The sequence below is a fragment of the Streptomyces sp. NPDC054866 genome (genome assembly GCF_053610745.1).
This window is the reverse complement of the sequence record NZ_JBSGZA010000005.1, coordinates 380,252-391,862: the sequence shown is the minus strand read 5'-3', so window position 1 is coordinate 391,862 and position 11,611 is coordinate 380,252. Positions and strand designations below refer to the sequence as shown.

Annotated in this window: 15 protein-coding genes and 1 tRNA gene; 9 read left to right on the top strand and 7 right to left on the bottom strand. The window is 67.0% G+C overall.

The window, feature by feature from the left end; genetic code table 11:
• Positions 1 to 2: 2 nt before the first annotated feature.
• Complete coding sequence (locus ACWGI2_RS26710; RefSeq protein ID WP_453698064.1) at positions 3 to 332, bottom strand: SCO3933 family regulatory protein; 330 nt, start codon at positions 330 to 332, stop codon at positions 3 to 5.
• Between the two features lie 145 nt (positions 333 to 477).
• On the opposite strand from ACWGI2_RS26710, the gene ACWGI2_RS26705 reads away from it, so the two are divergent.
• The 3 genes from ACWGI2_RS26705 to ACWGI2_RS26695 are packed head-to-tail and all read left to right on the top strand — an operon-like array spanning position 478 to position 2,435.
• Positions 478 to 1,269, top strand: a complete 792-nt coding sequence (locus ACWGI2_RS26705) for a GntR family transcriptional regulator (protein ID WP_453698062.1) — start codon at positions 478 to 480, stop codon at positions 1,267 to 1,269.
• Positions 1,269 to 1,934: a YdcF family protein gene (locus ACWGI2_RS26700; RefSeq protein ID WP_453698061.1), complete on the top strand. Its 666-nt coding sequence runs from the start codon at positions 1,269 to 1,271 to the stop codon at positions 1,932 to 1,934. The genes ACWGI2_RS26705 and ACWGI2_RS26700 overlap by 1 nt, the downstream gene beginning before the upstream one ends.
• Before the next feature lie 30 nt (positions 1,935 to 1,964).
• Positions 1,965 to 2,435, top strand: a complete 471-nt coding sequence (locus tag ACWGI2_RS26695; RefSeq protein WP_453698060.1) for an NUDIX hydrolase — start codon at positions 1,965 to 1,967, stop codon at positions 2,433 to 2,435.
• 1,183 nt (positions 2,436 to 3,618) lie between these two features.
• Here ACWGI2_RS26695 and ACWGI2_RS26690 read toward each other — a convergent pair.
• Together ACWGI2_RS26690 and ACWGI2_RS26685 are read right to left on the bottom strand one after the other, a co-directional pair.
• Positions 3,619 to 3,837, bottom strand: coding sequence for a hypothetical protein (locus tag ACWGI2_RS26690; protein ID WP_453698058.1), 219 nt, complete (start codon positions 3,835 to 3,837; stop codon positions 3,619 to 3,621).
• Positions 3,834 to 4,052 (bottom strand): hypothetical protein, encoded by a 219-nt coding sequence (locus ACWGI2_RS26685; protein ID WP_453698057.1) that lies wholly within the window; start codon positions 4,050 to 4,052, stop codon positions 3,834 to 3,836. Before ACWGI2_RS26685 ends, ACWGI2_RS26690 begins: the two co-directional genes overlap by 4 nt.
• Before the next feature lie 154 nt (positions 4,053 to 4,206).
• On the opposite strand from ACWGI2_RS26685, the gene ACWGI2_RS26680 reads away from it, so the two are divergent.
• Both ACWGI2_RS26680 and ACWGI2_RS26675 read left to right on the top strand, forming a co-directional pair.
• The gene (locus ACWGI2_RS26680; RefSeq protein WP_453444625.1) at positions 4,207 to 4,443 is read left to right on the top strand and encodes a GntR family transcriptional regulator; all 237 of its coding nucleotides are present in this window, start codon (positions 4,207 to 4,209) and stop codon (positions 4,441 to 4,443) included.
• Positions 4,444 to 4,527: 84 nt separating this feature from the next.
• On the top strand, positions 4,528 to 5,070 hold the full coding sequence (locus ACWGI2_RS26675) for a hypothetical protein (protein ID WP_453698055.1): 543 nt from the start codon (positions 4,528 to 4,530) through the stop codon (positions 5,068 to 5,070).
• 270 nt (positions 5,071 to 5,340) lie between these two features.
• Here the strand turns inward: ACWGI2_RS26675 and ACWGI2_RS26670 are convergent, their stop codons facing one another.
• Entirely contained in the window at positions 5,341 to 5,670 is a 330-nt protein-coding gene (locus ACWGI2_RS26670) for a DUF6344 domain-containing protein (protein ID WP_453698054.1), read from the bottom strand.
• A 336-nt stretch (positions 5,671 to 6,006) separates the two neighbouring features.
• On the opposite strand from ACWGI2_RS26670, the gene ACWGI2_RS26665 reads away from it, so the two are divergent.
• Entirely contained in the window at positions 6,007 to 6,135 is a 129-nt protein-coding gene (locus ACWGI2_RS26665; RefSeq protein WP_003999697.1) for a DLW-39 family protein, read from the top strand.
• Positions 6,136 to 6,356: 221 nt separating this feature from the next.
• Positions 6,357 to 7,709 (top strand): hypothetical protein, encoded by a 1,353-nt coding sequence (locus ACWGI2_RS26660; RefSeq protein ID WP_453698052.1) that lies wholly within the window; start codon positions 6,357 to 6,359, stop codon positions 7,707 to 7,709.
• Between the two features lie 36 nt (positions 7,710 to 7,745).
• Here the strand turns inward: ACWGI2_RS26660 and ACWGI2_RS26655 are convergent, their stop codons facing one another.
• Both ACWGI2_RS26655 and ACWGI2_RS26650 read right to left on the bottom strand, forming a co-directional pair.
• Positions 7,746 to 9,146 (bottom strand): serine/threonine-protein kinase, encoded by a 1,401-nt coding sequence (locus tag ACWGI2_RS26655; RefSeq protein WP_453698050.1) that lies wholly within the window; start codon positions 9,144 to 9,146, stop codon positions 7,746 to 7,748.
• A gap of 49 nt (positions 9,147 to 9,195) precedes the next feature.
• Positions 9,196 to 9,744: a helix-turn-helix domain-containing protein gene (locus tag ACWGI2_RS26650; RefSeq protein WP_160506124.1), complete on the bottom strand. Its 549-nt coding sequence runs from the start codon at positions 9,742 to 9,744 to the stop codon at positions 9,196 to 9,198.
• A 182-nt stretch (positions 9,745 to 9,926) separates the two neighbouring features.
• Between ACWGI2_RS26650 and ACWGI2_RS26645 the strand changes: the two genes are divergently transcribed.
• A tRNA-Ala gene (locus tag ACWGI2_RS26645) sits at positions 9,927 to 9,999 on the top strand.
• Positions 10,000 to 10,088: 89 nt separating this feature from the next.
• Here ACWGI2_RS26645 and ACWGI2_RS26640 read toward each other — a convergent pair.
• Positions 10,089 to 10,811, bottom strand: a complete 723-nt coding sequence (locus ACWGI2_RS26640) for a DUF5324 family protein (RefSeq protein WP_453396817.1) — start codon at positions 10,809 to 10,811, stop codon at positions 10,089 to 10,091.
• A gap of 251 nt (positions 10,812 to 11,062) precedes the next feature.
• Between ACWGI2_RS26640 and ACWGI2_RS26635 the strand changes: the two genes are divergently transcribed.
• Entirely contained in the window at positions 11,063 to 11,596 is a 534-nt protein-coding gene (locus ACWGI2_RS26635) for a peptidylprolyl isomerase (RefSeq protein WP_160506126.1), read from the top strand.
• The last annotated feature ends 15 nt before the right edge of the window (positions 11,597 to 11,611 follow it).

Below are 11,611 nucleotides of genomic sequence, written 5' to 3'. Positions count from 1 at the left end.
ACTCAGACCGCCATGACCGCAGTCGCGCGGAACGAGATCCCGTGGCGCTTCTGCCCGTTGAACTCGTTCTCCCAGTCACGCGCCTTGAGCCCGACCACTTTCACCGGCATGCCCGGCGTCAGGCCCTTCTCGGGGAGGCCCGTCTCCAGGACGGTCACTTGGTAGAGGTTCCCCTCCCCCTCATCCGAGACCAGCAGGCCCACCGTGGCCAGCGGCGCGTTCGTCTCCCGGTCGACGGCTCGCTCACCGGTCTTCTTGTTGGCCATCTTCGGTTCCGGTGCGGTCGCCACGAAGACGACGGCGGTCTGAAGGTCGATCTTGAAGGACGGCATCAAAGGCTCCATGAGTCGGCGTTGAGAGCAGCCCGAAGAAGGCCACCCATTCACCCGCTGTCCTAGGACTGCGGGTGATCGAGGTCGACTCTGACATGCAGTCCTGGGACTGTGTTTGACTGACCTAGTCGAGAGGAGTTGTCAGATGGCGCCGAAGTGGCGAGAGCTAGCGGACAAGCTGACTGAACAGATCAAGAGAGGTGATTACGCACCGGGGCAGCAGCTCCCGCAGATCAGGGAACTAGTAGCGGCAGGTGAAGGCTCTAAGTCCACCGTCCACGCGGCTTACAAAGCCCTTGAGGCCGAGGGGCTCGTCACCTCTTCCCGAGGTCACGGCACGGTTGTGCGGCAACAGGTTCCACTCAAGCGACTCGGTATTGCCCGGTACGACAAGGCCAAGTGGCGAGATGGCGACGAGGTTGCCTTCATCGCAGACCGCGTAGCTTCCGGGCGCACCTACCGTCGGAATGAGCAGACCCAGACCGTCAGCCTCGTCGAGGCTCCACCAGCAGTTGCAGCCGCCCATGGTCTGGCCGAAGGGGCGGAGGTCTACGCCCGAGCGCGTCTCGTGAAGGAAGGCGACCAGCCGACCCACACCTTGACCAGCTACTACCGGCCAGAGCACGTTGAGGGCACGTGGATCGTCGACCCGACTCCAGGACCGGCGGGCCGTGGCGGCGGATTCCGGGTCCTGTACGACGCGGGGTACGAGATCGACCACATGAAGGAAGCGATCTTCGCTCGGGCTGCGACGCCGGACGAAGCGAAGCTGTTGCAGCTCCCGGCGGGGGAACCCGTCGTCGAGCTGCATCGAACGACCTACACGGCCTCTGGCACAGTGGTCGAATTCGCCATTGGGGTACACGCGGCTTCGCGCTTCGCCTGGGAGTACGACTTCAAGGTTCCGGACTCGGCGAAGGGCGAGAAGGAGCAGTAATGATCTCGACGCAGGCATGGGCTGACGCACGACGCCTGTGGGACTACCACCAGATGGGCCACACCCCTCGGCCCTGCTCAGTTGCGATCGGCTTGGGCAGCCACGACTTGGGTGTGGCCGATACGGCGGTAGATCTGTACCAGCGCGAGTTGGCTCCACTGCTTGTGTTCACCGGTGCCACAAGCCCCACGACCCAGGAACGCATGCCGCGAGGTGAAGCCGTCCACTACCGCGAACGCGCTCTTGAACTCGGCGTTCCGGGCTCAGCCGTGCTCGTAGAGCCTCGCGCCCGCAACACCGGCGAGAACATCCGCTTCTCAAAGGCCGTGCTCGACGAAGCTGGAGTGGACGTGGCCTCCGTGCTTCTGATCAGCAAGCCGTACGAAGAGAGGCGCGCATACGCCACCGCACGCAAGCTGTGGCCCGAGGTCGAGATCATCAGCGCGTCCACCCCGATGACGCTCGCTGAGTACGTCGATTCCCTCCAAGATGCCCGCCTGGTGATCGACATGCTCGTGGGTGCGCTTCAGCGGTTGCTGATCTACCCGGACCAGGGGTTCATGATCAGTCAGCCCGTTCCGGATGACGTGCTTGAGGCTTACGAGCGGCTATGCGCCGAAGGCTTCACAAGCCGACTCCTCACCACTGACCGCCCCTCAGCCTGAGGCCAGCCACCAGCGCCACGAGCGATATACGTGTTCACGAACGGCGAGCACTCGCAGCAGACTTCACCACCCCTCCACTCGGTATCGGTGGCAGGGGTTGTCGTGCGTGAGGACGGGCGCGTCCTGGTGATCCGTCGTGCCGACAATGGTCAGTGGGAGCCACCGGGCGGGGTGCTGGAGCGGGACGAGGCCATCGAGGATGGGGTGTGCCGCGAGGTCTATGAAGAGACCGGGATCAAGGTGCGCGTCGAACGGCTCACCGGGGTCTACAAGAACATGACGGCCGGGGTCGTCGCCATGGTGTTCCGATGCCGGCCAGAGGGCGGTCACGAGCAACTGTCCGACGAGTCGACCGCGGTTACCTGGCTGTCCCCGGACGAAGCCATGGCCGCGATGAGTGAGGTCTACGACGTCCGCATCGCAGATGCCCTGACCGACGAGCTGGTGCCCCGCATCCGAACCCATGACGGATACAAGCTCACCGAGCCGAACGGCAAGTAGGCCAACCCCCCTTGGGCCTGGGAGCTGTTACAAGTTTCTCTACCTCATCAAGCACCCGGCTGCGCTCCGCTCCGCCGGGCGGGCTTCCCGGCTCCGCCGGGGCTGCCGCTCCTGCCTTCGGCCCGCTCCGCCCCGCTGCGCCGACGCCCGCCCATACGTGGATAGGGCCCGGGGCCATAAGGCGAGCACCACAACCACGGCGGCCCTGGACAAGGACATGCCTCCGGCGGGGGCGCTCTGACTCTGGGATGGCGGGGGCGCCGCTTGCGAGTGCCGGCCGAATGGGGCGGGCGTAGGAAGCTCCCATCCCGTCTGCCATCGACCCAGGCAGAGCCGAGCGGACGCGGCCCAGGGCGTCAAGGTCGTTCGTACAGTGGCGCGCTCCACCTTGACGCCCTGAACCACGCCCGCTCCACGGTGTGTGGGTCGACGGCAGACGGGATGGGAGCTGGGGTAGGTGGTGAGTTGATGTTGGGCCGCAACCGAACCGCCGGGTAACCCAGATGTGGCGCACGTCACTACAGAGAGTTATCCACAGCTTGTGCCACAGGTCGCCCACAGGCATGTGTACGAACCGCGAGCCCTCACGCAGCGTAAACGCCGACTTGCCCACAGAATCGTCGACCTTGTCCACATCGGCGCCCACAGCGTGAGGTCAACTCACAGAAGCCCAGGTCAAGTTGGCTACACACTTGGGGCGCGTATCTGTCAGTGCAGTGCCCTAACGTGGCGAAGCAACAGGAAGGGCGCGCCCACCCCTTGGCGAAGGAATCCAGGCGCGCCCCAACTTCGACCCTGGAGGACTCATGCCCTTCCCGGCTCTTGGTGGCTTCCCGCTGCCGGGCAACCACCCGCTTGGTACCTTCGCACGCTCCACTGACAGTCGCAACGATTCCTTGATCATCCTGGGGGTTGTGCTCGCCTGCGTGATCAACGGCGACACGGTCTCTAGCATCCTGGAACAGACCACCCGGCTCGCCGTGGTTGTCTGCGTACTGATCATCGTGCGTGCGTTGGCCCCTGCGCTTGAGCGTCTAGCGCAAAGGCGTCCATGCCCAAGCGGGCCCGATCTGTAGCCCTACGGCTAAGGCCCCTGACTGGTTTGCCCGGTCAGGGGCCTTCAAGCTGCGCTGTGAGTGGTCTGACCCCACAATGACTCGCGCCACGACGGTTTACGCATTGGCTACTCGCGTGCGCCCCGCGTTGGGCGCTTCTGGCAGTCCGAGCCGCACTCGTACACCTCGATGGACAGGTCGTGTGCACCGGCGTGACCTTCGGCGCGACCTGCTGACCTGGCTCCCTTCCCAAGTGTCTCGGCGCACCAGCAGCACTGCCAGCCGAGGTACTGCCAGGCGTTGAGCTTCTTGGCGGGCGGCGGTTTCGGCCGCCAGGTCTCGGTCATGGCCGGTCAGCGAAGGGGACCAGGTTGTGCTTCTCGCGGCAGGGGAGGCAGGCGAACTGCACACCGCCGGGTCCGGAGCCCTGTTCCTGCACGTTGATGACGCGGGTATCGGCGCTGTAGCCGAGGTGCCAAGAGCAGTAGCTGTAGCTGACCGGCGCCATCGTGGCCGTGTTCGGGCTGTCCGGGGCGTTCTGATCCTGCGTACCCTCGTTCACGTCGACTCCATCCAGTCGTCCACGCCCCTGGGTCGTTCGCGCGACCGCAGGGGTGCTGTGCGTTCACGCAGCGTAGTACTAGCTAGCTAGGGTAGCTAGGCAAGTCAGGCAATCTCGTCTCGCCGAGCAGGCTTGCACTGCCTAGCTTCGGATCATGGATTGGAAGCCGGATATCCCGCGGTGGAAGCAGGTGTACGCGCTCTTTGAGCAGCGGATTGCCGACGGTGAGTACCCGCCCGGGAGCCAGCTGCCGGGCGTACTCGCGATTCAGGATGAGTTCGGTATCGCGCAGATGACGGCCCGGCGCGTGCTCACCGAGCTACGGGATGCTGGACTCGCACAGATGCAACCGGGCATCGGGACCTTCGTCACCGAGCTGCCCAAGCCGTAGCTGTCACCGCCCGAAGATGCTCCGTCGACCACGTGCGGCATCTGGCAGCATGAGCGGTGACGATCGTTCAGTACAGGGGGAGCTGTGCAAGAGGCGTTGATCGGGCTCTTCGGTGTCGTCTTGGGCCTAGGCGGAAGCACTTGGACCACGTTGTGGACGAACCGGCAGAACCGCCAAGGCCTTGAAGCGGAGCGGCTTCAGGCTCGGCAGGAAGAGGCGACCCGAGAGATTCGGCAAGCCTTGATCTCCATTCACCACATGAAGGCCGACCTGACGACCGATCCCGGCCCCTACTACGAGACCCCGGAGTCTGTTGCAGAGCTTCGCCGCCACATCCACACGATCGACACCTATGCCTTCGTGCTTGCCTCGGCAGAGCTGCGTGCCCGACTAAGGGGTGCGACGCAGATCATGTGGTACTGGGAACATCTCAACGAAGGCCCCGGACACCCCGTTTGGCACGCGGTGGACGATGCCGGTGAGTGCATAGGCGCACATCTTCGAGGGGAAAAGCTCCCGGAGGAACCGACTGCTGTGAAGCGTTGCCGCGAAGAGGCGGAGAGGCTCGAAGCCTTCGAACCGCCGGATGACGTTTGGCTGAGTCGTCAAGAGCACCCGCCTTTCTGACATCAGCGGATGACACCAACAAGCGCGAACACTGCCGATCAAGGCCGTACCTCAGCGGAAGGCCGCCCCTGGGCACCTCAGGGTTTGGCGTGGTTGAAGATGGCCGTGATCGACCTGATAAGGATGAGGCCACAGGTTCAAATCCTGTTAGCCCCACAGACACGAAGAAGACCCCCAGCCCGTCGGCTGGGGGTCTTCTTCGTGTCTGTGCTTTTTGCTGTGCTGTCTGTGGGCCCCTGGGGGGCGGTGGCCGAGGCGGCCGGGGTGTGACTACGGTTCCGCGGCGAGCCTGCCTGGATGGGCCTCGGCCTCAATGGCCGTCTCCGTGTCGTCCGTGGGGAGGTGGCGGCAGCTGGGGGACGATCCGTGGGCCTCGGCGCGGATGCGTTGCTTCATCGTGGGCGGCAAGGACCGTTCGTACGCTGCTACCCAGTAGGCCGCGAGTGGGGCCGTCATGGTCGGCGTGCTCTTGCACGTTTCCGTGGCCTGCTGTACCGGCGTGGCCGCCGTTGCCGTCGTGGTGAATCCCAGCGTGGCGAAGAGTGCGAGGAAGGCGGTGATGAGCGTGGTCCACAGCTTCATGGCCTTGGTGCCGGTCATGGCTTCTCACTTTCGGGTTGGGCGATTTGCGTACTTTCCTCATGATGTGTATGTGGGGCCGAGAGTGGGGGACCGACGCTCGTGGCGCGTCGATGTTCAGATGAACACCACCCGAATGGCCGTAAACGGGCCCTGGGGGCCCTGGGAGAGGGCCGGGTGAGGTCAAGAACGGTGGACGTCGCGGCGGGCCGTGAGGCGCCGGAGAGCGGCGACGGCCGATTCGACTGCTGTGTTCAGGGCGGGAGTTGGGGTGGATCCAGGTCACCGATTGGTATCGGTCGGTGTGTATAGTCGGGCGCCAGAGGTCCCTTACGTCAAGAAAGACGAGGTCGCGCGGTGAAGAAGCTTCTCCTGGTCGCACTGGCCGCCATCGGCGGGCTCCTCGTGTACCGCCAGATCCAGGCGGATCGCGCCGAGCAGGATCTGTGGACGGAGGCGACTGACTCCGTGCCCACGGGTTCGTGAGTACTGACAACAGTCTCTTCACAGGGCCCCGGTCGCTTCTGCGGCCGGGGCCCTGTGCTGTCCGGATCTCTTCGTTCCCCCTGCCCCTCGGGTTTGCTCACGCAAGCCCTCGCCTTGCGTGAGCAAAGATTGTCGCGCCTCCGCGCGGGCATAGTGGGCGGGACGACTGGGGCTCAGGGGAGGGGTGGCACGTGATGGGGCGGCTGCGCAGAGGCCGGGCGATGTCTGCTTTGGGAGCGGCGCTGTGCGGGGTCATGGCGCTGTCGGGGCAGGCCGCGGCAGAGGGCACATCAGGGCCGAACCCGTACGTCTTCGCTGAGCGGGCCGTGTCGGTGGACGGCGCGCAGAACAGCATGGACAGCGTGAGGCTCACGCCCGGGTCGACGTACAAGAGTTCCCTCGCGCGCGGGGGCAAGCTCTACTACCAGCTGCAACTCGACGCCAGAGAGACTGTGTACGTCTCCGCCACCGCCGTTCCCGGGCTTGACGCCAAGGTCGCCTATGGGGACGGCGTAGAGGTGTCCTTACAGGACACGAACGGCAACAACTGCAACTCCGGAAACGCGCGATTCGGTACGTCGCAGAGCCCGCGGCCCATCTCCGCCTGGGCGGCACGTGCGGTCGGCCCCGCCGAGAACCGGTGCAAAGTGGCCGGCACGTACTACGTAGTGGTCGAGCGGAACAGCGATCCCGGCTCCAGTACGGAGACGTGGGACACCGAACTTCGCGTCGTGTCGGAGCCTGGAGTGGCCAAGAGCGCCTCCACGACGCCGCCCGAGACGTGGAACTCCGCCTCGCCCACGCCTCCCGCCGGTGCGCGCGAGGAACGCAGGGGCGGCACGGGCTTCAACGACGCCCGTGCGGTGGGGGCAGGCGTCTGGGGCGACCGGATCAAGCCCGGCCAGACCCTCTTCTACCGCGTGCCGGTCGACTGGGGGCAGCAGATCTCCGCCAGTGCCGAGCTGGGCAGTGCGAGCGGGGGCAGGGGCGAGTACGTCACGTCGGCGCTCGTGATGTCACTGGCCAATCCGGTACGCGCACGCATCGACGACGCCGACACGGCGTACGACGGCCAGCAGAAGACGGCCTCGCTGCGGCCACTGGCCCCCGTCGCGTACGAGAACCGCTACTCCCCGGTCGACGGCGTGGCCGGAACGCGGTTCGCCGGGTGGTACTACCTCTCGGTCCATCTCAATCCGCAGGTCGCCCGGCAGTTCGGCAAGGCTCCGCTGGATCTGCTGCTGCGGGTGAACGTCGACGGGGCGGCGAAGGAAGGGCCCGCGTACGTGGGGACGGCACGGCCCGCTGATGAGTTCAGCGTCACGGGTGAGGACGAGGACGCGGCGGTGCGGGGGGATACGGATGCCGCCGCCGGGAGCGGGGATGGGAGCGGGGGTGGGAACGGCGGCGGAGCCGGCATGAAGGTGGTTGCCGCCGGTGGATTCGGCGCTGGGGCCGTGCTGCTGACGGTCCTTGGGGTGTGGACGCTGATCGGACGGAGGAGGGCGGCGGCAGGCGGCGGGCCGGGTCGGACTGGACCGGCTGATTCAGGGCTGGGTCAGGGGCGTAGCTGAATCCGATCCGATCCGATCCGATTCGATTCGATTCGATCAGATCTGGGTCAGGGCCCAGACGCCCACCGCGAAGCACGCCAGAGCGGCAAGCAGCATCGGGATCGCCACCTTCGGGGGCGGTCCCGGTCGTTTCTGCCGGTGCGGAACTGGTCGGTGCTGGAGCGGAACCTGTGGGGCGTGAGCGGTGTATGGATAAGTAGGGGCGGATACGCGATGCGCTGACGCCATCACAGAGTGTGACGACTCGTAAGCCGGGTGAGGGGAGGGGACATGGACGTGCGGGGCCTGAGCAGGCGGAGATGGGGGAGGCGGGGGTGTGGCCGGTTGCTGCCTTGGCTGGGCCTGCGGCTGTTGCATCTGCTGTGCCTGTTGCGCCTGCTGTACGGGCTGAACCTGTTGTACGGGCTGAACCTGCTGTCCCGACGGCGGCGTGGCCTGCCCCGACGGTGGTGTGCCCTGCGGTGGCGGAGGAGCCAGCGGGAAGCTGCCGGTCTGGGGCGCGGAGAGGGGCGGGGGCGGTACGGAGGGAGGAGCGAAGCCCGGCGGAGGCGGGGTCGTGAGAGGGCCGTCGGGGCCGAACCCCTGGGGAAGCGGGCCCAGTTGGTCGAAGATCTCGACGATCTCGTCGTCGGGCCCCGGCTCGGGCAGCAGCTCGGCGGCCGAGTTCAACGCCTTGCGCGCGCCCGTGGCGGTGCGGAACCGCGCTTGCGGATCCGGCTGGAGAAGCGTGGCGATGACCTGCCACAGCGGTTCCGGGACGCCCTGCGGCGCCCCAGGTGTGCCGTGCGCGGCGAAGTGCTCGATCAAGGCCTTGGCGTCCGGCTTGGCGCCCTGCAGCAGATACAGGGCCACCAGGCCGACGGCGAACAGATCGGCGGTGAAGTCCGGCTCCGCGCCCATCATTTGCTCGGGCGCGAAGTAACCGGGCGTTCCCACGACGTAGTTGGTCTCGGTCAGGCGCGGCTCGCCCATCCGCATCGAGATGCCGAAGTCGGAGAGCCGCAGATGCGGACGCGCGATGCCGGTGGCCTCGAGCAGGATGTTGGCGGGCTTGATATCACGGTGCACGACCCCCTCGGCGTGCACCGCCGCGAGCCCGGAGAGCAGCTGGTCCAGGAGCGTGCAGACCAGTCGGGGCGGCAGCGGGCCGTAGTCCCCGATCACATGGGCCAGCGAGCCGCCGGCGACCAAGGCCATGGTGAACAGGACCTTGTCGTCGTCGGCGGCCCAGCTGGCGGGCGCGAGCACATGGGGGTGGTCGATCCGCAGCGCCTGCTCCCGCACGAAGCGCAGCAGCGCGTGCGCGTCGCTCTGTTGCAGGACCTTGGCCGCCACATACCGGCGCCGCCGGTGGTCCCAGGCGCGCCAGACCGCTCCGACTCCCCCGCGGCCGACCGGGTCGACCAGTTCGTAGCGGCCGGCGAAGACCTCACCCATGGTCGCGCATTGCTCCCCCTCCGGGCCGCCCGGTGGCCCGGCCGACGGCTCAGTTCTGGTGCGCCTCGTAGTGGGCGACCGCGTCCGCGGTGCGTCCGGCGCCGTATACCCGGAGGAACTCTGCCAGTTCCGGGTGGGTCGGTGCGAGGGAGTCAGCGGCATCGATGATGTCGCCGGCCGCCGCGACGGAGCGCAACAGCGACTGGATCTCGCGCACCACACGCTTCACCGTGGGCGCACCCGAACTCGTCGTCGACTGCGAGGTGTTGGTGAGGACGGAGCCGCCCTGGGACTTCTTGATCTCGTCCATGCGGTCGGTGGCCTCGGCGGCGCTCACACTGCCGTCGGCGACCTGGCCCGCCAGCTCCTGGAGGAGCTGGACGCGCTGGACGACCGCGGGGTTGCCGATCTTGGCGCGCTGTCCGCTCATCAGCTGGGACAGCATGGGCGCGGACAGACCGAGGACGCCGGCGAGGCGTGCCTGGTTGAGGCCCAGATCATCGATGAGACGACGGAAGAGCGCCCCCAGCGGCTCCCCGTACCAGTTCCGCTGGAGCTCTCGTGCTCTCGCGGTCGTCTCTTGTTGTGCGGCGTCCATTGCGTCTCCCCATCGCTTCCCCAAAAACCGCGGTTCGCTGCCGCGAACCACGCCGAGCATCTTACGGAGCGTGGTCGTTCACCGGGACCCCCAATCCTTTTGCGAGATCCGGGGGGAGACCCGGTACTCTGGTCTGCGTTGCCCACCGGAGCGGGATTCTTCCGGCTGGGTGCACCGTTTTCGGGGCCTTAGCTCAGTTGGTAGAGCGCTGCCTTTGCAAGGCAGATGTCAGGAGTTCGAATCTCCTAGGCTCCACACAGAACGCCGTAGGGCGGGATCCCCTCAGCTGAGGGGATCCCGCCCTACGGCGTTCATCAGTGGGCCAGCGGCAGATCAGTGGCAGATCAGCGCAGGTCGTCGCGGTCCGCGGCCTCGGACTCGGCCTGCTTGGCCTGGACCTCGGGGTCGAGGGAGGCCTGACCGCTGCCGTCGACCGAGGTCAGCGGCGTGCTGTCGGGGACCTCCGTGGCGGCCGGCGGCTCGACGAGCCAGTCCGGGTTGGCCTGCTTGTCCCACCACTTCCAGGCGGCGACCGCACCACCCGCCAGGACGCCCAGGACGACGAGGCCCTTGGCGAGGCGCCCGGCGCGGGCCCGGCGGTTGTGCTTGCGGGCCAGCCGCTGGATCTCCTTGGGAGAGACCTCACCGCGCAGCGCGGCGAGCGCGGCGGCCCCGCGGGACGCCGCCTCGTCACGCACGGGCTGGGCCACGGCCACGGCGTGCTCGATCCGCGGCTTCGAGTAGTCGGCGGCCTGCCGGGCTGCCTTGCGGGTCTGCTTGGCGGCCTTGCGGGTGCGGACAGCGGCTTCGTGCGCGGCGTGGTCGACCTTCGGCGGCACATGCGCACGGGCCTGCTCGATGCGTGGGCCGACGTGAGCGCCGTACTGGACACGGGCTTGCTCGGCGGCCTGCGACACCTTGGGTGCGAGGCGGGCGCGGCTTTCGTGCGCGTAGTGGACGGCCTGCTCCTTGGCCGTTCCGGCGTAGGGGGCCACCGCCTCCGCGGCATGCCGCACGCTGTCCCTCGCCGAACCGGTCGCGGCGCGCACGCTGTCGATGCGGGTCACGGGATCCTCCTCCTCGGTGGCTTATAGGTATGTCACCTTTCCACCCTTTCAAGGATCATGCCTTCCGGATGGCTCCGAGGCATGACGCAGCCGGGCATCCGGGTGCGATCATTCTGATCAAATCGGTACAAGGAGAGTGCTTTGCTGACAATGCCACGGATCCTCGTGGCGCGCGCCCACTCCGTGACTACTCGTCGCAATCCGGTCCGTGGGAGGATCGGGACGTCACAGAAGACAACGGAAGGCAGACCGTGGCCGAGCAGCTTTACGCCACCCTGAAGACCAACCGAGGCGACATCGAGGTGCTGCTGCACCCCAACCACACGCCGAAGACGGTCAAGAACTTTGTCGAGCTCGCCCAGGGCGAGCGCGAGTGGGTCCACCCGGAGACCGGCAAGAAGACCACGGACCGGCTCTACGACGGCACGGTCTTCCACCGCGTCATCAGCGGCTTCATGATCCAGGGCGGCGACCCGCTGGGCAACGGCACGGGCGGCCCCGGCTACGAGTTCGAGGACGAGTTCCACCCCGACCTCGCCTTCGACAAGCCCTACCTGCTCGCCATGGCCAACGCCGGGCCGGGCACCAACGGCTCCCAGTTCTTCGTGACGGTCTCCCCGACTGCCTGGCTCACCCGCAAGCACACCATCTTCGGCGAGGTCACGGACCCGGCGAGCCAGAAGGTCGTCGACGAGATCGCGGCCACGCAGACCAACCCGCGCACCGACCGCCCGGTGAACGACGTGGTCATCGAGTCCGTCGTCATCGAGACCCGCACCGCCTGACACCGGCGCACCCCG

What these genes read in the sequence shown, in the direction of transcription:
- ACWGI2_RS26710 (WP_453698064.1), bottom strand. Translation starts at nt 332, where the DNA reads ATGCCGTCCTTCAAGATCGACCTTCAGACCGCCGTCGTCTTCGTGGCG.
- ACWGI2_RS26705 (WP_453698062.1), top strand. Translation starts at nt 478, where the DNA reads ATGGCGCCGAAGTGGCGAGAGCTAGCGGACAAGCTGACTGAACAGATC.
- ACWGI2_RS26700 (WP_453698061.1), top strand. Translation starts at nt 1,269, where the DNA reads ATGATCTCGACGCAGGCATGGGCTGACGCACGACGCCTGTGGGACTAC.
- ACWGI2_RS26690 (WP_453698058.1), bottom strand. Translation starts at nt 3,837, where the DNA reads ATGACCGAGACCTGGCGGCCGAAACCGCCGCCCGCCAAGAAGCTCAAC.
- ACWGI2_RS26680 (WP_453444625.1), top strand. Translation starts at nt 4,207, where the DNA reads ATGGATTGGAAGCCGGATATCCCGCGGTGGAAGCAGGTGTACGCGCTC.
- ACWGI2_RS26670 (WP_453698054.1), bottom strand. Translation starts at nt 5,670, where the DNA reads ATGACCGGCACCAAGGCCATGAAGCTGTGGACCACGCTCATCACCGCC.
- ACWGI2_RS26660 (WP_453698052.1), top strand. Translation starts at nt 6,357, where the DNA reads ATGTCTGCTTTGGGAGCGGCGCTGTGCGGGGTCATGGCGCTGTCGGGG.
- ACWGI2_RS26655 (WP_453698050.1), bottom strand. Translation starts at nt 9,146, where the DNA reads ATGGGTGAGGTCTTCGCCGGCCGCTACGAACTGGTCGACCCGGTCGGC.
- ACWGI2_RS26650 (WP_160506124.1), bottom strand. Translation starts at nt 9,744, where the DNA reads ATGGACGCCGCACAACAAGAGACGACCGCGAGAGCACGAGAGCTCCAG.